Source organism: Duganella sp. GW822-FHT06D06 (assembly GCF_058799615.1).
On record NZ_JBXALQ010000012.1, the window covers coordinates 67,011 to 86,629 of the forward strand.

The following is a 19,619-nucleotide window of genomic DNA, read 5'->3' on the forward strand; positions in this document are numbered from 1 at the left end:
CAAATATCAATAAAGTGGCACGAAAATAAATATTGTTACAACAAGATTACTTCATAAAAGAACAATGCTATATTGCTTTTCAGACCACAGCCATCTGGGATGCACTTCGGTGATGATGGCTGGCGGTTGATATTTCAGGGCTATAAATCTTTCCACAAGAAACCAAAATAGTAAGGATAGTTTTCATGATCTTCAATACTCCAAAATTCAAACTCGTTGCCCTGGCCGCAGCCCTGATGGCCACCGGTGCAGCCCAAGCTTCCGCCGGCCTGACCGCCGATCTGACCAAGCTGGATCCAATGACCGGTAACACCTCGGCAGTGACCAACTGGCGCTTCACCGCGGGCCAGAGCTTTAACGGCGTGGTTGGCGCTCTGGACGGCGTCGCTCGGCTGAGCTTCAGCAATGCTGATGGCAACTGGGCTTGTTCCGGTTCGCTGCTGGCAGGCGGCCAATACGTGCTGACCGCCGCCCATTGCGCCGATGACTTCACCAAGATGACTGTGCAGTTCGGCTGGGAGGCCGGCAAGGCAGCAGTGACCCGCAATGTCTCCGTTGGCAATGCCTATGTGAACAAGGCATGGACCGGCACGCTGGACACCGGCGCCGACATCGCGATCCTGAAACTGGACACCGTCGTCACCGGCATCAAAGGCTACAACCTGAGCACGACCAACGACGTCGGCAAGGACTACCTGATGGCCGGCTATGGCACCACCCAGAAGGCCACCACCAATAGCCCGACCAACTGGAACGATGGCAGCTACGGCCACTACGGCTACAACACCTTCGACGTCGACAGCAAGACCTTCAACCAAGCGTATGGCGATAAAGTCGCCGACTGGGGCTACAACCCTGCCGACTACGCTCCGGGCGCCACCTATATGAGTGACTTCGACAACGGCAGCGCCGATCAAAACACGCTGGGCCGTATTGCCGACATCACCGGTAATCATTGGGGTAGCAGCGCTGGACGTGGCGCGAGTGAAGCGCTGATCGCCGGTGGCGATTCCGGCGGTGGTGACTTCGTCTGGAACGGTACGGAATGGCTGCTGTCCGGCGTGCACTCGTGGGGCTGGCAAGGCACCAGCGCTTGCGGCATCATCGGCCTGGCCGGTTGCGATGTCGCGGACAAGAACGGCTCCAGCTACGGCGACCTGTCCGGTTCCACCGCGACCTACTCGCATATTTCCTGGATCAACTCGGTGACCGCCGTGCCTGAACCAGAAACCTACGCGATGATGCTGGCCGGCCTGGCGCTGGTTGGCGTGGCTCGCCGCCGCAAGCAGGCCTGATCCTTCAGGCGTTAAAAAGCCCCGCCTGCCTGGACGCGCTCAACAGCGCGCCCGGTGCAGGCGGGGCTTTTTCATGGCCCGCCGGTTTTACTTCAGGTACTTGGCCAGCCAGCCGTGCACTTCGCTGTAGAAGTAGCGGCTGTTATCGCCCTTCAAGATCCAGTGGTTTTCGTCCGGGAACACCAGCAGCTTGGCCGGTACGTTCAAGCGGTGCTGGGTCGCATAATTCATCAGCGCGTTATTGGCCGGCACCCGGTAGTCCAGCTCGCCCACCGAAATCAGGATGGGCGTGGTGAAGCCCGTGCCCTTGGCATGATTCCCCGCCTGCATCACCGGACTCTGTTCGCGCCACACCGCCTTGTCGCCCCACACCGGGCCGCCGCTGTTGACTTCGCGGCCGTGGATGCTGTCGCTGCTGCCCCACTGCATCACCAGGTCCATCTCGCCCGCGTGCGACACGAAGGCCTTGTAGCGCGTGGTGGTCGCCTGCAGCCAGTTGGCCAGGTGGCCGCCGTAGCTGGCGCCGCCGGCCGCCAGCTTGCTGCCGTCGACATAGCCGTACTTCCTGACCGCCTCGTCGACCGCCTCGTTGACCTCGTCGCCCGGACCCTTGAGCGGATCGCCCTGGATGGCGCGGGCGAATTCCTCGCCGTAGCCGGTCGAACCCTTGTAATCGGTCAGCAACACCACATAGCCCGGCTGCGCCAGCAGGTGGTAGTTCCAGCGGATCACGAACTGGTCGCGCCACATATTGGCGGCGCCGCCGTGGATCACCGCGAACAGCGGATATTTCTTGGCCGGATCGAAATTGGCCGGCTTGACGATCATGTTGTGGATCATGCGGCCGTCGCTGGCCTTGAACCAGAAATGCTCGGGCGCCTGCCAGTCGATGCCGGCCGCGCGCTCGGTGTTGAACGAGGTCAGGCGCTTGGGCGCGCCGTTGCCGAAGGCGTACACCTCGGGCGGGTTGATCGACGATTCCCACACGCCCACCACGGCCTTGCCGCCGGCCGCCAGCGAACCGATGCTGCCGGTCGGCGGCGAGGCCTCGTCGCGCAGGTCGCCGCCCGCGTAGTTGATCGAATGCAGTTGCTCCAGGCCGGCGTGCTCGTAGCTGAACACGATGCGGTTGGCGCCGGCCGGCAGCGCGAAGCGCGAGATCGAGCGGTCCAGCGTGGCCGTCAACACTTTCGGCGTTGGATTGCTCAGCGGCCAGGCGAAGCTGGCCAGGCGGCTGACGTCGTAGACCTTGCCTTCCTCCTCGGCCTCGGTCAGCGTGAACAGCGTCTTGCCGTCGGCGCTGAATTTCAGGCCGTGGTAGCTGTGCTTGTCCTGGGTCAGCCGCTGCGGCTCGCCGCCGGCCGCCGCCACGCTGAAGATCTGCGTGTAGCCGGAAGCGCGCGCCGCTTCGTCGCGGTTGGTCGAGGCCGAGAACACCACCGTCTTGCCGTCCTGCGACCAGATCGCGTCCAGCGACTGGCCCTCGTCGCCCTGGCCGCCGCCAAAGCCCGGCAGCGCCGCCAGCTTGCTGCCGGACAGCAGGTCGCGCGGCTTGGCGCCGACTTCCGCGTCCATCACGAACAGGCGCACTTTTTTATCGTCGAGCCACTTGTCGAAGAAGCGCGGCGGGAAGGTCTCGTAGGCGCGCGCGGTGTACTTGCGGTCCTTGCGTTCCTTGGCGCTCTGCTTGACGTCGGCCTCGCTGGCGTTGCCGGGGTAGATATCGCTGACGAACAGCAGCTGCTTGCCGTCCGGGCTGAACTTCGGCTGGCGCGCGCCCAGGGTCAGCGTGGTCAGGCGCTGCGCCTCGCCACCGGCCGCCACGTCGATGCGGTACAGCTGGGCGGCGTCGTCGCCGTCGCGCTTGGCCACGAACACCAGCTGCCTGCCGTCCGGCGACCAGACCGCGCCGCTCTCGCCGCTCTTGCTGAAGGTCAGGCGGCGCGCCGGCGTGTCGTCGGTCAGCGACTTGATCCACAGGTCCGACCATTGTTCCTTGCTGTCGTAGGCCGGATCGGTGACCGAGAACACGGCCCATTTGCCGTCCGGGCTGGGCAGCGGCGCGCCGACCCGCTTCATCAGCCACACGTCTTCGTGGGTGATCGCGTGCCTGGCGGCCGCGGCCGCGTCGGCGGCCGTCGCCGGGCCGCCGGCCAGGCCGGCCGAAATCAATATGGCAAAAATGGAAAGTCGCGGTATAGTCATGACGAGGTCGCTCGAAAGTCGGTGAAGCGTCGATAGTGACCAAATCTCCCATTGCTGTCAATCAAGTATCCATCCAACCCGTGGAGTAGCCATCTATGCAGACCATCACCAAGATCCACAAAGTCGCCGCCTTCACCGCAGGCGAACTGGGCGGTAATCCGGCCGGCGTCATGATCCGTTCGGCGCTGCCGGAGGAGGCCGCCATGCAGCGCATCGCCGCCGAGATGGGTTACTCGGAAACCGTGTTTGCCGCGCCGACAGGCGACGGCTGGCGGGTGCGCTATTTCTCGCCGGACGGCGAAGTGCCGTTCTGCGGCCACGCCACCATCGCGCTGGGCGCGGTGCTGGCGCATCAGAACGGCGACGGCATCTTCCCGCTGACCACCAACCACGCCCGCGTCACCGTCGAAGCGCATAGCAAGGGCGGGCAGGGCAGCGCCGCGCTGCAATCGCCGGCCACCTCCAGCGCGCCGGCTCCGGCCGCGTTGGTGACGGCGGCGCTGGCGCTGTTCGGCTACAGCCTTGCCGACCTGGACGACCGCATCCCGCCGGCCATCGCCAACGGCGGCGCCAACCACCTGGTGCTGGCGCTGGCCAGCCGCGAGCAGTTGCGGGCGATGCGTTACCAACTGGCGGACGGCCGCAGCCTGATGCGCGAGCACGGCCTGGCGACGATTTCGCTGGTGCACGCGGAAACCTTGCAGCGCTTCCATGCGCGCAATCCGTTTGCCTCCGGCGGCGTGTACGAGGACCCGGCCACCGGCGCCGCGGCGGCCGCGCTGGGCGGCTATCTGCGCGACCTCGACTGGCCGCACGGCGGCGCCATCGACATCATCCAGGGCGAGGACATGGGCGCGCCTTGTCATCTGCGGGTGGAGATTTCCAGGCAGGCCGGCAGTTCGATCCGCGTCTCCGGCAATGCCCGCATGCTGGGCGACTAGTTTCCCGCCACTAGTCCCACTTCTTCAGCAGGCGCGCCAGCTCGCCGGTTTTTTCCATCTGCTCCAGCGCGCGCCGCACCCGGGCCACCACACCGGGGTCGACATGCCGGCCCATCACCATGTGCAGCTGCGCGACGGACATCACCTGCGGCAGTACCTTGACCTTGCCGGTGGCGCCGGCGCTGGCGATCACGCCGGCCAGCCCCGGCGAGCGATGCAGGAAGAAGCGCGCCCGCCCGGCCACCAGCTTTTGCAGGTTCATCACCGGACTGGTGGCGCTGGCGTTGATCTGCAAGCCGCCCTGCGCGATCAGGAAATCGGTGGTGGCGTAGCCGCGGTTGGCCAGCACCACGCCGTCCTGGCCGAGCTTGCGCACATCGTCCCAGTTGTTGATCACCACCTCGTCGCCGGCGCGCACCAGCAGCATGTAGTTGATGGGGAACAGCGGCGGATCGAGATACACATACTGCCGGTCGCGTTCCTCGCTGTGCCGGACCGCGCACAGCGCGTCGTGCTGCTGCGCCGCCACCAGGTAGTAGGCGCGTATCAGCGGCATCCATTGCTGGTCGCCGACGAAGATCAGGCCGGGATCGATGCGCTCGATGGTGCGGAAGATATCCACGCACAGGCCGACGATGCGGTCCTGGCCGGCGGCGATGAACTTGGGCTCGGTGCCTTCCTGCGCCGCCACCCGCAGCGTCACCGGCTGCGCCGCAGTCGGGGGCGACGGCGCGGCCAGCAGCATCAGCAGCATGCCTGCGGCCATCGTCCTGCGCGGTTTCCTCCTCGGCGACATATCTGCCCTAGCGGTGAAATGTTGCTATATACTTACTTTTCTCTACTTTAGGAAAGTATACCAGTGCGTAACTTGCTCACCCTGATTATGTGCTTTGCCGCCGGCCTCGGGCAGGCGTCCAACTTCAGCTTCGACGTCGCGCCGGGGCCGCACAGCGTCGGCCTGCGCGTGGTCGGGCAGTACGACTACGGGCGCGGCTATCTCGGCAAATACGATGTCGTCACCGGCAAGCCGGTCAGCGGCGAAAGCGCGCGGCCGATGCAAACGGTGATCTGGTATCCGGCGCAAAAATCCGGCAAGGCGGTGGTGTACGGCGACTACTTCCGCCTGGCCGCCAGCGAGGAGCGCTTCGACCAGACGGAGGCGGCCATCGCGGCCAACGTCGAAGCCCGCCTGACTGGCGCACCGGTCGGCGCCGCGCGGGCGCGCGAGGAAATGAAGCGCCGCATGTGGGCGTTGCGCGACGCCAAGCCGGCCGCCGGCAAATTCCCGGTGGTGATCTATGCGCCGAGCTTCGGCGCCCAGACCTTTGAAAACGCCGACCTGTGCGAATACCTGGCCAGCCACGGCTATGTCGTCATCGCCAGTCCCAGCATGGGCGCCCGTGCGCGCGTCATGACCGACGACCTCGAAGGCATCGAAGCGCAGGCCGGCGACATCGCCTTCCTGATCGGCTATGCCCACACGCTGCCGCAGGCCGACACCGGCCGCATCGCCGTCGCCGGCTACAGCTGGGGCGGCATTTCGAATGTGTTCGTCGCCGCGCGCGACAGCCGCGTCAAGGCGCTGGTCAATCTGGATGGCTCGGTGCGCTACTGGCCGGAGCGCGTCCAGGAAGCCAAGTATGTGCAGCCGGCGCGCGTGGCCGTGCCGATGCTGTTCCTGGCCGCGCGTCCGCGCTCGCTGGAGGATCTCGCCAAGCGCGGCAAGCCCAACGCCAGCTTCCTCAACGACCTCAAGTATTCCGACCTGTACACCGTGACGTTGCCGGCGATGGAGCATTTCGCCTTCGCCTCCGAGGCGTTGCGCTTCATCGGCGACGATGCCTACAACGACTACACGGCGGCGGAAGTGAGCCAGGCCCACGGCTGGATGGCGCGCTATACGCTGCAATTCCTGGACGCCTACCTTAAAGAGCAGGCCGGCGCCAAGGCTTTCCTGACCAAGCCGCCCGCCCAGAACGGCGTGCCGAACCATCTGCTGACGGTGTCGACCCACTTGTCGGAAGGCCCGCCGCCGACGCTGGAAATGCTGGCCCACGAGGCGGCCGCCAGCGGCTTTGCCGAGGTGCAGAAGGTGTACGACGGCATGCGCAAGCTGGATCCCAAATTCGAAGTGAGCGAGTCGTCCCTCAACTACTGGGGCTACCAGTTGCTGCGCGCCGGCGACCAGCAGGGCGCCATCGCCGTGCTCAAGCTGGTGACGGCGCTGCATCCGGACAGCGGCAATGCCCACGACAGCCTGGCCGAAGCTTATGAGACCGCCAAGGACAAGCCGCTGGCGATCCAGCACTACCAGCGCTCGCTGCAGCTGGATCCGAAAAACGGCAATGCCGTCCAGCACCTGAAATTGCTGGGCGCGCCGTTGTGATCCTGTCGGCGAACTTGACAATGGAATGCGCGCCGGCCGCCCCGCGCGCGCCAATCGCTTGATTACAAAGGAAGAGCAGAGCACGGCACGATAGTTGCGTCGGACCGCCGCGTGTCCGCCATGGCGCGGACTGGTGTTTCCACGCATGGGAAAGGATATCGTATGCGCATTGCTCCCTCTCTGTTGCTGGCCTCGCTGTTGTTGGCGGCCAGCGTTCCCGGCAACGCCTTCTGTCCCAAGAACGGCTTTGTCTGTTTCATCACGTCCAAGTCGGCCGGCAGCCTGACCCACCAGGACATCACCCAACGCGGCATCGAAGCGCTCGACAAGCGCTACTTCGCCGTGCCCAAGCTGACGGCGTCGATGCAGAAGGCGCTGGACCAGATCATCGAGGCCGACGCCAAGGTCGATGACGACCAGACCAGCTCGGCCAAGCACTTCGACGGCGAGAACGCGGCCGGCGCCCAGCTGCGGCTGGCCACGCTCAAGCAGAACGTGCTGGACGCGCTGCGCAGCGATCCGATCAACACCACCGGCGCGCGCGATAACCTCGGCAGCGCATTGCACACCATCCAGGACTTCTATTCGCACAGCAACTGGGTCGAGCAGGGCAACAGCGGCGCCCATCCCGGCGTCGGCCGGCCCGGCCCGCTGGCCTTCGCCGGTCCCGCCACGCCGACCTGCGCCGGCTTCACCGACACCGGCCTGTTCTGCGCCAACTCGTCCAACCTGACCGGCAGCCTGCTCACCAGCGGTTACTACGGCGGCGAGGACCGGGTCAAGCCGGGCGCCTTCAAGTGCAGCCACGGCGGCCCGCTCGACAAGAGCTCGCCGTCCAGCGACCTGCTCGGCTACTTCCGCGAAGGCATCAACAAGGACACGCTGTACTGCGACATCTCGCCGCACAGCGGCTTCCACGGCACGGCGGCGGCGGCCGCCATCGCCGGCACCCAGCAGTTCGTCGAAGACATCAAGGCCGAGATCACGCCGGCCCAGCTGAAGGCGCTGCTCGGCGCCGGCCCCACGCTGGCCTTCGCCATCGACACCACCGGCAGCATGGGCGGCATCATCGCCGGCGTGCGCGCCTCGGCCACCAGCATCGTCGACGCCCGCCTCGGCACCGACGAGGAGCCGCTGCAATACGTGCTGGCGCCGTTCAGCGACCCGTTCACCGGCCCCACCATCGCCACCAACGACGCCGGCCTGTTCAAGGGCGCCATCAGCGGCCTGGGCGCCTCGGGCGGCGGCGACTGTCCCGAGCTGGCCATGACCGGCATGTACAACGGCCTGTCGCTGGCCGATCCGGGCGGCGACCTGTTCATGTACACCGACGCCACCGCCAAGGACGCCGGCCTGGCCGGCGCCGTCATCAGCCTGGCCAAGAGCAAGGACATCAAGATCTATCCGGTGCTGTTCGGCAGTTGCTCGCCGTTGACGCCGGGCTTCCTGCAGGCGGCGGCCGAGACCGGCGGCCAGGTGTTCTTCCTGTTCGGCAGCGAGGCCGCCAACGTCACCCAGCTGGCCGACCTGGTGGTGCGCAACAACGTGGTGCAAGTGCTGTCGCTGGTCGACACCTATCCCACCGCCAAGAGCTACACGGTGCCGGTCGACAGCAGCATGAGCCGGCTGACGGTGTCGGTCAGCGGCACCTCGCAGGGCGTGCAGCCGGTGGTCACGCTGACGCGGCCGGACGGCGTGGTGATCACCGCCGCCAACGCCACCAAGTTCCTGAGCCTGTCGAGCGGGGTCATCATCTCGATCGACAGCCCGCCGCGCGGCGCCTGGACGCTGGCCATCAATGGCTCGGCCAGCCAGACCTACGTCAACGTCAACGGCGTGGCCGACCTGGCCTTCAATTCCTTCCGCCTGAACCGCTTCGGCGCGCAGCCGCCGCACCAGGGCTTGCTGGCCATCGACGGCGAGCCGGGGCCGGGCCAGGCGCTGTATGCGGTGGCCACGCTGACCGGCATCGCCAGCGCGCCGCAGTTCCAGCTGCGCCGCAAGAACTTCGAGCCGCTGTCGGCGCTGGCGTTGGAGCAGGACCAGACCGACGGCGGCAAGTTCTTCGGCGCGCTGACCATCCCGAATGAAGCCTTCGTCGCCTACGCCACCGGCAGCGACAGCTCCGGCTTCCCGTATCAGCGCCTGGTCAGCGTGATGGTGCAGCCGCAGACGGTGTCGGTGACGCCGCCGTCGCGCCAGGACCTGCGGCCCGGCATGAGCACCACGCTGATGTACAAGGTGCGTAACGACGGCCCGGCCGGCACCTTCACCATCAGCGCCACCGACGACCAGCACTACATCGCCGCGGTCACGCCCACCACGCTGACCCTGGCCAGCGGCGAGAGCGCCAATGTCGGCGTCACGCTGACGCCGCCGGCCAGCGCGCGCATCGGCAGTTCCGACAGCATCACGGTCTCGGCGCAGAGCACCAGTGTCGCCACCGTCCACAACAGCGCTTCGTTGACGGTGTTCGTCACCGGCGCGGTGCAGGTGCCGGGGCGGCCCGACTTTACCGCCGCCATCGTCGGCCAGGAAACCGTGGCGCCCGGCGTCATCGGCGTCGATGTGCGGCTCACCAACATCGGCGTCGGCACCGCGCGCGACATGACCTTGTCCTCGCTGTCGCTGCGCACGCTGGCCGGCACCGGCACCGTCACGCTCAACACCGCCTTGTCGCCGGCGCTGCCGATGGTGACGCCGAACGTCGACGTCGGCAGCTTCTTCACCGTGCGCCTGACGTTCAACGTGCCCGCCACCGTGCAGCGCTTCAGCGTGATCGAAAACGGCAGCGTCACCGACCTGGGCGGCGTGATCTACGCCTACTCGCAGGCCCAATCCGTCATCTCTAAATAAACCGGAGGAACCGCTATGAAACCCCGATACTTGTGCGCGCTGGCCGCGCTGTTGTGGAATATGCTGCTGTGCTCTTTGTTGTGGGCGCCCGTCGCGCAGGCGGCGCCGGTGGTGTTCACCTTCGCCACCTTGCCTGCCGGCGGCGCGCTGACCGGCAATCCCGGCGATACGGTGGGGTGGGGCTACCAGCTGGTCAACACGGACACGCTGAACTGGTTCGTGCCGACCCAGCTGAACGCGTCGTCGTTCAGCATCGGCATACCGGACGCCAGCTACTTCGACTTCCCGACGCTGGCGCCGGGCGCCAGCGCCAGCGTGGCTTTCGATGCGCTGGCGCACACCGGCCTGTATGGCTTGCAGATTTTTTCGTTCGCCGTGCCGGGCATGAGCGACAGCGGCAGCTTCTCGCTGTCCGGCGAATGGTGGAGCGGCGATCCGCTGGCCGGTGGTATCTTCCTGCAAGCGTCGGACGTGCAGCTGGCGCCGCTCGCGGTCACGCTGGCGGTGACGGCCGTGCCCTCGCCCGGTAGCCTGTGGCTGGTGGTGGTCGGCCTGCCGCTATTGTGGCTGGGCCAGCGCCGCCGCCAGGAAGGCGCGCAGTTCGGCCGCGCTCTGGGCTGACGGTGTGGTGGGCCGCAGATCCTGGTAGGCGCCGGGACCGGTGCGGCCCAGCAGCTTGAAGGACTTGCCGGCGTAGACGGTGGGCCGCACTTGCAGCACGGCCAGTTGCGACTGGCCGCCGCCCGCCGCCCGCAGGTGCACGATGAACTGGCAGGCGTACCGGCGGCCCTCGGCGTTCCAGTAGTAGTCGATATCGGGCGTGATCAGCACATCGTGGCGGCGCTGTTCCGCCGGCAGCCGCAGCCATGCCGTCAGCGCCGGGCTGGCCGGCGGCAAGGCCAGGTCGGCGTCGGGCGGGAACAGCGGTGCGCCGTAGGGCAGGGCCATGCGGTAACGCCGGTGTTCTTCGCGTTGCGCGGGCAGGCGCTGCACCGCTTGCAGGATCGCTTGCTGCGCCTGCTGCGGCGCCATGCGCAGCGTCAGCTCGCCGTCCTGCGCGCGCGCCGTCGTCGACAGCAGCAACGCCAGCATCGCCAGGACGCCGGGCTTCATGCTAGTCCCATTTGCGCATCAGCCGTTCCAGCTCGCCGCTTTTTTCGAGTTGGAACAGCGCGCGCTCCAGCCGCTCGTTGATGAAGGCGGCGAGTTTTTTGCTGGTCACGAAATACAGCTTGGCGCTGTACATCACCTGCGGCAGGATGCGCACCTTGTCGGCGGTGCCGGTGCGCGCCAGCAGCCGTTGCAGGCCGGGGCCGCGGTGGAAGAACATGCGTCCGCGTCCGGCGATCAGCTTTTGCAGATTCAGTTGCGGATTGGTGGAGTTGGCGTCGACTTCGATGCCACCCATCGCGGCCAGGACCTCGCCGGCCGCGAAGCCGCGATTGATTAGTACGATATTGTCGGGCGCCAGCCGGCGCACGTCGTCCCACTGCGTGATATTGATCGGGTCCTGGGCGCGCACCAGGAAGTGGTAATTGATGCTGTACAGCGGCGGGCCGAGAAAATGAAAGCGCTGTTCGCGCTCGGCGGTGCGTTGCATGGCGCACTGCACGTCCAGCTGGCCGGTTTCCATTTCCGAGTAGGCGCGTATCAGCGGCTTCCATTGCTGGTCGCCGACGAATTGCAGCGTGGGGTCGATCTGTTCGACGGCCCGCAGGATGTCGATGCACAGGCCGATGATGTGGTCCTTGCCGTCGGCGATGAACTTGGGTTCCGTACCTTCCTGCGCGGCGGTGCGTAGCACGATGGAATGGACCGGCAGGCTGGCCGATAGCACGAGCGCGCAGCATGCCGCACCGAGCAGCCGGCTCCACCTGCTTTGCTGTCCTGCCATCTGTCTCTCTCCATAGCGCATTGAGCGCGCTTTGATGACAAGTTTACACCACTATCGCTCCGGCGTCTCATGGGCATAGGCGGACAAATCGATGGCCGTCGCGCAGCGCGCCGGCGATCACTTCCATCCCCGCCTGATGCTCGCCCTGCACGAAGCCGCATTTGCGCAGCACGCGGGCCGAGGCGGGATTGTCGTCGGCGACGTAGGCCAGCAAGCAGCGCAACTGCCAACGCTGGTTTGCCAGCGCGATCAGGTGGTGCAGCGCGCGCGTGGCCAAGCCCTGGCCGGCCTGGTCGCTGGCGATGCGATAGCCGACTTCCGCGCTGGCCGCCTGGCGGTCGATGTCCTTCAGGTTGGCGCGTCCGACGATGCGGCCTTGCCCGTCCAGCATGACGCAGGGATGCCAGGCGCCGGCGGCGTAGCCGTCCAGGTATAGCCCGATATGCTGCCGCACGCCTTGCTGCGTATAGAACTCCCGCGCGCGCGGCGCGATGTGCCGCTCGAACCAGGCCCGGTTCTCCCGCTCGAATTGCAGCAGCGGCGCGGCGTCTTTATGTTGCAGGGTTCTGATGAGGATGTCGTTCATGTGGTCTCCAAAAAATCTTCCGAACAGGCGACCGAGGCCGCGCAGGCCAGCGTGGCCACGCCCGCCGCCGTCAGCACCGGAGCGATGCCGTAGTGCGTGGCCAGCAGGCCCCATGCCGCGCTGCCGGCGGTCTGGCCGGCGGCGATCGCCAGGATGTGCACCGACAGCGTCCTGGCGCGCACCGCGTCGGGAAAGGCCTTTTGCGCCGCGCCGTTGAGCGTGGCGACGATGGCCGACCATGCCACGCCGCCTGTCACCACCAGCAGCAGGCGCAGCGGCTGTGAGGCGGTCATGCCGATGGTCGCCAGCATGGCGCCATGGACGGCCAGGCCGCCGGCCAGCACCGTGCGCCTGGCCGCATGGCGGCGCACGGCCGGCAGCACGACAGCGGCCAGCACCGCGCCGGCGCCCAGCGCGCCCATCAGCGCGCCGTAGGTGCCGGCGTCGCGGTGCAGCAGCGGCAGCAGCGCCGCGAACGCCGCCGATACAAAGAAGATGCCCATCCCATGCAGCAGCAGCGATCGATAGCGCGGCGAGGCGCAACTGATGCGCAGCGCGCTGCCCACGCTGTGGCGGCGGGCGATGGGCGTCGTCGCGCGCGGTGGTTCCGCCGACCGCCATTGCCGGTAGATCCACAGCAGCGCGCTGAACGACAGCGCGTTAAACAGGTACAGCGGACCGGCGCCGGCCAGCTGGAACAGCACTGCGCCCAGCGCGGGTCCGGCCAGCGCCGCCAGGTTGTAGCTCAGGTTATTCAGCATGGCGGCCGCCTCCACTTCTTGCAGCGGCACCAGCGAGGACATCGAGGCCTGCCAGGCCGGCATGGTGAACGCCAGGCCGGCGCCCATGGCAAAGGTCAGCAGCAGCAGGACCGGCACCGGCTGGCTGTCGCTGTAGGCCAGCAGCGCCATCGCGACGGCCGCCAGCGCCATGACTGCGTTGGTGCGGAACAGCAGCGTGGGCCGGTGCAGCGTATCGGCCAGCGCGCCGGCGGGCAGGGCGAACAGCAGCATCGGCGCCCACGTCGCGGTCTGCACCAGCGCTGTCAGCTGCGGCGAATGCGACAGCGAGGCGATCTGCCACGCCGCCGCGAAGGCCTGCATCCGGCTGCCCAGGTTGGACAGCAGATTGGCCAGCCACAGCTGGCGAAAGCGCGCATGGCGCAGCGGCTGGAAAATCGAGATGTTGTAGGGAGGCGATTGCATGGCTGAAGTCTAGAAGTGCATCGCCAGGCGGGTCAATCTTGATTCCTGCAATCGACATTACAATAGGCGCATGAACAAAGACCTGTCCGCATCCGAGGCGGCGCGCATCCTCGGCGTCAGCCTCGCCACCTTGTACTCCTACGTCAGCCGGGGCCTGCTGACGCCCAGCAGCGCGCAGGCCGAGCGCCGCAAACGCTATCCGCACGACGAGGTGCTGCGACTGGCGGCGCGCAAGGCCGACGGCAAACGGGGAGGGCACAAGGTCGCCGCCGCGATGAACTGGGGCACGCCGGTGCTGGAGACGCGCATCTCGCGCATCGCCGACGGCCAGCTGCACTATCGCGGCCATGACGTGTTGACGCTGGCCGCGAACGCCACGCTGGAGCAGGTGGCTTGCCTGTTGTGGGATGACGGCGGCACTGATTACTTCGCCGCAGCGGCCGATGCCGTACACGCGCCGTTTTCCGCAGGCGTAGTCGTGGCCATCGGCAGCGTGCAGTCCATGCCGCCGCTGGAGGCTGCAATGTGCATGCTGCCTGTATGCGCGCGCTCGCTCTCCGCGCGCAACGACTTCGTCGCCGGCGCCGCCTCGATGCGCATGCTGGCGGCATTGCTGCTGAACCGCGCACCGTCCGTGCAGCAGCTGCATCTGCAGGTGGCGCAGGCCTGGCAGGCCGACGCCGCGCAGACCGACTGGATACGCGCGGCGCTGGTGCTGCTGGCGGATCACGAGTTGAATGCGTCCACCTTCACCGTGCGCTGCGTCGCCTCGACCGGCGCCAGCCAGGCGGCCGCGCTCAGCGCCGGCCTGGCCGCCTTGTCCGGTCCCCTGCACGGCGGCGGCAGCAGCGCGATCCGCGCCATGCTGGAAGCGGCCCTGGCAGCAGACAAGCTCGAGCGCGGCATCGCCGTCTGGTTCGATGGGCGCGATCCAAGCGTGGTCGGCTTCTCGCATCCCCTGTATCCGCAAGGCGATCCACGCGGCGCCTGCCTGCTGGCCCGTATGTCGGCGTGGCCGCAAGCAGGCGCCGTGCTGGCGATCGGCGAGCGTGTCGGCGCCCGCCTGGGCATGCAGGCCAATGCCGACTTCGCGCTGGCCGCCATGAGCATCGTCTGCGGCTGGCCGCCGGCGGCCGGAGAAATCCTGTTCGCGCTGGCCCGCTCGGCCGGCTGGATCGCTCACGCCGCCGAGCAGATCGCCGATGGCGGTATGATACGGCCACGTGCGCGCTACGTCGGCACTTATCAGGTGGAATGAAAGGCGGCCAATGAGGAATATCCCGGTAATAATCGCACTCCTGTTGTCGATGGCCGGCGTGGCCGATGCGCAGCCAGCCCTGGGCGCCGACTACGAAGTGCGAGACAAGGTAGTGCTCACGACCCGCGACGGCGCCACCGTGTCGGGGATGCTGGTGCGCCGAACAGATGCGGCGCCCACGTTGCCGACGGTGCTGCAGTTCACCATCTACGTTCGCCCCGAGCGGGACCTGGCGAGCCTGAAGGAGATAGCCGACCGCGGCTATGTCGCCGTGATGGCCTACAGCCGCGGCAAATACCTGAGTCCGGACCCCATCGCACCGTACGAGCATGACGGCAAGGATGCCTACGACGTCATCGATTGGATCAGTCGCCAGCCCTGGAGCAATGGCGCGGTCGGCATGTTCGGCGGCAGCTACAACGGCTTTACGCAATGGGCGGCGGCCAAGACTTTGCACCCGGCCCTCAAGACCATCGTGCCCTATGTGGCGAACCGCCCGGGAATGGGTTTGCCGATGGAGAACAATGTCTTCATCAATCCGAACTACCAGTGGGCCTTCTACGTCGGCAACAACAAGACCCTCGACAGCGCCGTCAACGACGACCGCGAGCGCTTCCGCAAGATGCAGTTCGCCTGGTGGAACAGCGGCGCCGCCTATCGCACCATTGACAAGATCGACGGCGTGCCCAATCCCTTGCTGCAGCGCTGGATGCGGCATCCATCCTACGACGCCTACTGGCAGGCGATGGCGCCGTACAAGCAAGAGTTCGCCCAGATCCGGATACCGGTATTGTCGGTGGACGGCTACTACAACGATTCGCAGGTATCCGGCGTGAACTATCTGCGCGAGCACCTGCGCCATGTGCCGAACGCCGAGCACTACCTGATCATCGGTCCCTACGGCCACTTCGGGGCGCAGCGCGGCGGCGAAAAGCTCATCAATGGCATGGAAGTGCCGGATGCTGCGCTGATCGATACCAAGGCCATCACGTATCAATGGCTGGACTACATCCTGAAAGGCGGGCCCAAGCCCGGCGTGTTGAAGGACAAGATCAACTACCAGGTCATGGGGACCGAGCAGTGGCGCAGCGCGCCTTCGCTGGCGGCCATGAGCAATGAAACGCTCAAGCTCTACTTGAGCAATGCGCCGCTCGCCAGCGCAAACAAGCTTCGCGCGCACCTGCTGAGCGCCACCGAGCCGGGCAAGCCGGCCGTGCTCAAACAGGTGGTCGACTTTCGGGACCGCAAGCAGTTCAACAATGACTACTACCCGGGCGCGATCGTGACGGACGAGATCGATACGAGCAACGGCTACATTTTTATCGGCGAACCGTTCGCGGACGAGGTGTTGTACAACGGCGCCTTTGGCGGCGAGATCTTCGCGCGTATCAACAAGCGCGACTTTGACCTGGGCGTGACTGTGTACGAGCTGACGCCGGAGGGGAAGTACTTCCACCTCGCTTACATCATCAATCGCGCCAGCTATGCGAAGGATGCAAGCCGCCGCATGCTGCTCACGCCTGGCCGGCTTGAACGCATCCCGCTGGGCATGACCAAGTTGGTCAGCAAACGACTGGGCAAGGGGAGCCGGCTGGTGGTCTACCTGAACGTGAACAAGAATCCGTTCTCACAACTGAACTACGGCACCGGCAAGGATGTGAGCGATGAAACTATTGCCGATGCGAAGGAGAAGCTGAGGGTGGAATGGTCGAATCGCAGCTATATCACGGTGCCGATCTTGCGATCGGCGCAGCATTGAAGACTGCCAGGTTGCGTCCCGCTGCCGGAACTCGGTGCTGGCCGCATCGCTGGCGGCGGTCGCTGCTGTTCCTGCTGTGGGCGCAGGCGTCGCAGGCGGGCGCTGGCGCCCAGCATCTTTCCGAGCCGCAGTTCGTGCAGACGCTCACCAACAACAGCATTGTGGACGGCGTGGTCAGCGCGGTGGCGCAGGACGCCCAGGGCTATATCTGGGCCGGCGGCGCCACCGGCGTGGCGCGCTATGACGGCTATCAATTCGTCAGATTCCCGCTGAAGGAGCGCGCCGACGACGCCGAGCTGAACAGTTTCGTCTCGACCGTCGCGGCCGGGCGCGATGGCCGGTTGTGGCTGGGCCTGCCCTCGGTCGGCCTGGTGGCGCTGGACCCGCGCAGCGGGCGCTCGGTGTTTTACCGTCACGATCCGAAGAACCCGCAATCGTTGACCCAGGGCGCGGTCCGCGCCATCATTGCCGACGGCGCGGATGGCTACTGGATCGGCACCCTGGGAGGGGGACTGGATCACTTTCACCCGCCCACGGGCCGCTTCTCGCATGTGCGCGCCGCGGATGGCGGCCCGCTGGACAACAATATCGCCGCCTTGCTGCTCGACAGCCGCGGCGACCTGTGGGTGGGCAGTGAGAAGGGACTGGTGCGCAAGGCGCGCGCGGCCGACCGCTACCTGCCGGTGCTGCGCGATCCGCAGGACAGGGCCAGGCTGGCGCGCCAGGTGGTGTCCAGGCTGCGGGAAGACCGCGCCGGCCGCCTGTGGGTCGGCACCTTGAGCGGCGAGCTGCTGATTGTGGACCCGGCATCCGGACAGGCCACCTGGCTGCTCGATGGCGAGACCGCGCCGGGCAGCGCGATCAACGCCATCGTGGAAACCGATGGCAACCAGATGTGGATAGGGCGGACCAACGGCATAGAAATCCGCGCGGCCGACAGCGGCGCGGTGCAGCAGCGGATACGGCACATCGCCAGACGGATAGGCTCGTTGGCTGCGCCGGTGGTGCAGGGCATCGTGCGCGACCGTTCGGGGGTGCTGTTTGTCGGCACCTACGGCGGCGGCGTGCAGCGCTATGTGCCGCCACTGCCGGGCATTGCCGTCCACCGGCCTGCGCTCGACGATCCATCGGACGGCATCGCCACGCGCAGCATCGTTGAACTGCGCAACGGCGAAATCTGGCTGGGGCGCGGAGAGTTTGGCGTTTCCGTGCTCGACCAGACCTTGCAGCGCAGCGGCGACCTGGCGCTGCCCGCCCAGCCCGCAAGAGGCAGCGCGCCCGACGAGCAGGTGATCAGTCTCGCGCAGGGGCGCGACGGACACGTCTGGACCGGCACCGGCACCGGCGTGTATGAATTCGACCAGGGCCGTCGCTTGATCCGGCGCTTCGACGTCGCCGGCGGCGCCCGGCGGATGCTGGCCGACCGCGATGGCCTGTTATGGATCGCTACCCCGAATGGATTGCTGCGCAAGGCCCCGGACGCGGGGGCGCCGGCGCCGGTGCTGCTGGCGGGCGGCGGCCTCATGCGCGGCATCGTCGACGCCGTGGCGCAGGATCCCGCCGGGCGTCTGTGGGCCGGCACTGGCGCCGGCGTGTTCCGCATCGACGCCGCCAGCGCCACGGCGCACAAACTGCAAGCGCGGCCGACACCGGCCGATGGCCACTACGCCGTGAAAGGCATGCTGGCCGATGCCGATGGGCTCTGGATCGACTCCGATGGCGGGCGCTATCGCGTCGACCGGTTTGACGGAGACGCGGCGCGCTATACGCTGGCCATCGACAACAAGGGGGCGGGCGGGCATCCGATCGGCGTCAATTTACTGCGCGACCGGGCCGGGAGGATCTGGACCCAGCGCGGCATGTACGACCCCGCCTCCGGGCGTTATGACGAATTGAGCCTTGCCGACGGGGTCGATATCGGCACCGGCTGGTTCCGCTCGTACGCCCAATTGCGCGACGGGCGCATGCTGTTCGGCGGCTCGTCCGGCCTGCTGGTGGTGGAGCCGGACAAGTACGCGGTCTGGTCGTATCGTCCGCCGGTGTTGCTGACCGCGCTGTCGGTCGGCGCGCGGCAGGTGGAGCTCCCGGCGTCGGGCGGGATCACCGTCGCACCGCCGCAGCGCTCGTTCCGCGCCGAGTTCACCGCGCTCGACTACAGCGCCCCCGAGCGCAACCGCTATCGCTACCGGCTGCTTGGGTACGATACCGGCTGGCGCGAAACGGCCGCCAACCTGCGCGTGGCCAGCTACGACAACTTGCCGCCCGGCGAATACACGCTGCAGGTGCAGGGCAGCAACCGCAACGGCGTATGGAGCGATGCGCAGGCGTCGCTGGCGGTGAAGGTGTTGCCGGCCTGGTGGGAAACATGGTGGGCCAGGCTGGCCATGCTGGCGCTGGCGGGCGCCGCCGTGATGGGCCTGGTGCAGTGGCGCACGCTGCGCCTGCGCCGCGGCCAGGAGGAACTGGAATCGCGCATCGCCGAGCGCACCGCGGAGCTGCAGGAAATGGCGGCCGCGCTGGCGGTCAAGTCGCAGGCGCTGGAGATGGCCAGCCTGACCGATCCGCTGACCGGTTTGCACAACCGCCGCTTTCTTGCCGAGCGCATCGATGCGGACATCGCGCTGTCGATCCGCCACCATGAGGACCGCCAGCGCCGCCCCGAGACGCCAGGCGAGGAGGCCGATCTGATCTTCTTCCTGATCGATATCGATCATTTCAAGCAGGTCAACGACCAGTACGGGCACGGCGGCGGCGACGCGGTGCTCAGCCAGATGCGCCACCGCTTGCTCAGCATCTTCCGCGAGAGCGATTATGTGATTCGCTGGGGCGGCGAGGAATTCCTGGTGGTCGCGCGCGGCACCCGGCGCGAGCGCGCGGCGGAATTGGCGGAGCGCGCGCGCGCGGCGGTGGCCGGCGAGCCGTTCGCGCTGCCGGACGGACGCCTGCTGTCGAAAACCTGCTCGGTCGGTTATGCGTGTTTCCCGCCCGCCCGTCAATTTCCCCGTGCGCTGGACTGGCAGGCGGTCAGGGAGCTTGCGGATGCGTCCCTGTATCGGGTGAAGAACGGTGGCCGCGACGGCTGGTACGGGGTGACGGAAGTGAACCCTCTGGATTTGCAAGGCTTGCGCGATTTGATGCTGCAACCTTTGGCCACATGGGAAGATTCGGGTCGCGCCACCATACAGCGCTCCTGGCGCACGCCCAGCTAGGAATGGCGCCAGCGGCGGAGAGATA

General features: G+C 66.9%; 14 protein-coding genes. 8 read left to right on the forward strand and 6 right to left on the reverse strand.

The window, feature by feature from the left end:
- The first annotated feature begins 185 nt into the window (after positions 1-185).
- On the forward strand, positions 186-1,295 hold the full coding sequence (locus tag AC1RMD_RS20985; RefSeq protein ID WP_492929023.1) for a trypsin-like serine protease: 1,110 nt from the start codon (positions 186-188) through the stop codon (positions 1,293-1,295).
- Between the two features lie 87 nt (positions 1,296-1,382).
- Here the strand turns inward: AC1RMD_RS20985 and AC1RMD_RS20990 are convergent, their stop codons facing one another.
- Positions 1,383-3,500 carry a prolyl oligopeptidase family serine peptidase gene (locus AC1RMD_RS20990; RefSeq protein ID WP_492929025.1) on the reverse strand — a complete coding sequence of 706 codons (2,118 nt, stop codon included), beginning with the start codon at positions 3,498-3,500 and terminating at the stop codon, positions 1,383-1,385.
- Between the two features lie 95 nt (positions 3,501-3,595).
- On the opposite strand from AC1RMD_RS20990, the gene AC1RMD_RS20995 reads away from it, so the two are divergent.
- Positions 3,596-4,441, forward strand: coding sequence for a PhzF family phenazine biosynthesis protein (locus AC1RMD_RS20995; protein ID WP_492929026.1), 846 nt, complete (start codon positions 3,596-3,598; stop codon positions 4,439-4,441).
- Between the two features lie 10 nt (positions 4,442-4,451).
- Here the strand turns inward: AC1RMD_RS20995 and AC1RMD_RS21000 are convergent, their stop codons facing one another.
- Positions 4,452-5,207, reverse strand: coding sequence for a substrate-binding periplasmic protein (locus AC1RMD_RS21000; protein ID WP_492929028.1), 756 nt, complete (start codon positions 5,205-5,207; stop codon positions 4,452-4,454).
- Positions 5,208-5,300: 93 nt separating this feature from the next.
- On the opposite strand from AC1RMD_RS21000, the gene AC1RMD_RS21005 reads away from it, so the two are divergent.
- The 3 genes from AC1RMD_RS21005 to AC1RMD_RS21015 all read left to right on the forward strand — a co-directional run bounded on the left by AC1RMD_RS21005 (position 5,301) and on the right by AC1RMD_RS21015 (position 10,304).
- Positions 5,301-6,827 (forward strand): dienelactone hydrolase family protein, encoded by a 1,527-nt coding sequence (locus AC1RMD_RS21005; RefSeq protein ID WP_492929030.1) that lies wholly within the window; start codon positions 5,301-5,303, stop codon positions 6,825-6,827.
- A 162-nt stretch (positions 6,828-6,989) separates the two neighbouring features.
- Entirely contained in the window at positions 6,990-9,683 is a 2,694-nt protein-coding gene (locus tag AC1RMD_RS21010) for a hypothetical protein (protein ID WP_492929031.1), read from the forward strand.
- 15 nt (positions 9,684-9,698) lie between these two features.
- Entirely contained in the window at positions 9,699-10,304 is a 606-nt protein-coding gene (locus AC1RMD_RS21015; protein ID WP_492929034.1) for a hypothetical protein, read from the forward strand.
- On the opposite strand, the gene AC1RMD_RS21020 is transcribed toward AC1RMD_RS21015, so the two are convergent.
- The 4 genes from AC1RMD_RS21020 to AC1RMD_RS21035 all read right to left on the reverse strand — a co-directional run bounded on the left by AC1RMD_RS21020 (position 10,242) and on the right by AC1RMD_RS21035 (position 13,368).
- The gene (locus AC1RMD_RS21020) at positions 10,242-10,796 is read right to left on the reverse strand and encodes a hypothetical protein (protein ID WP_492929037.1); all 555 of its coding nucleotides are present in this window, start codon (positions 10,794-10,796) and stop codon (positions 10,242-10,244) included. The two genes, AC1RMD_RS21015 and AC1RMD_RS21020, sit on opposite strands and share 63 nt — an antisense overlap.
- Position 10,797: 1 nt before the next feature.
- Complete coding sequence (locus AC1RMD_RS21025; protein ID WP_492929039.1) at positions 10,798-11,577, reverse strand: substrate-binding periplasmic protein; 780 nt, start codon at positions 11,575-11,577, stop codon at positions 10,798-10,800.
- 67 nt (positions 11,578-11,644) lie between these two features.
- Entirely contained in the window at positions 11,645-12,163 is a 519-nt protein-coding gene (locus AC1RMD_RS21030; protein ID WP_492929041.1) for a GNAT family N-acetyltransferase, read from the reverse strand.
- Positions 12,160-13,368 carry an MFS transporter gene (locus tag AC1RMD_RS21035; protein ID WP_492929043.1) on the reverse strand — a complete coding sequence of 403 codons (1,209 nt, stop codon included), beginning with the start codon at positions 13,366-13,368 and terminating at the stop codon, positions 12,160-12,162. Before AC1RMD_RS21035 ends, AC1RMD_RS21030 begins: the two co-directional genes overlap by 4 nt.
- Positions 13,369-13,438: 70 nt before the next feature.
- Here AC1RMD_RS21035 and AC1RMD_RS21040 point away from each other — a divergent pair, with 70 nt between their 5' ends.
- From AC1RMD_RS21040 to AC1RMD_RS21050, 3 genes are read left to right on the forward strand one after another with little or no spacing between them, the layout of a single operon-like run.
- Positions 13,439-14,626 carry a citrate synthase family protein gene (locus AC1RMD_RS21040; RefSeq protein WP_492929044.1) on the forward strand — a complete coding sequence of 396 codons (1,188 nt, stop codon included), beginning with the start codon at positions 13,439-13,441 and terminating at the stop codon, positions 14,624-14,626.
- A gap of 10 nt (positions 14,627-14,636) precedes the next feature.
- Positions 14,637-16,385 (forward strand): CocE/NonD family hydrolase, encoded by a 1,749-nt coding sequence (locus AC1RMD_RS21045; RefSeq protein ID WP_492929046.1) that lies wholly within the window; start codon positions 14,637-14,639, stop codon positions 16,383-16,385.
- Positions 16,382-19,594, forward strand: a complete 3,213-nt coding sequence (locus tag AC1RMD_RS21050; RefSeq protein WP_492929048.1) for a ligand-binding sensor domain-containing protein — start codon at positions 16,382-16,384, stop codon at positions 19,592-19,594. Before AC1RMD_RS21045 ends, AC1RMD_RS21050 begins: the two co-directional genes overlap by 4 nt.
- Positions 19,595-19,619 lie beyond the last annotated feature (25 nt).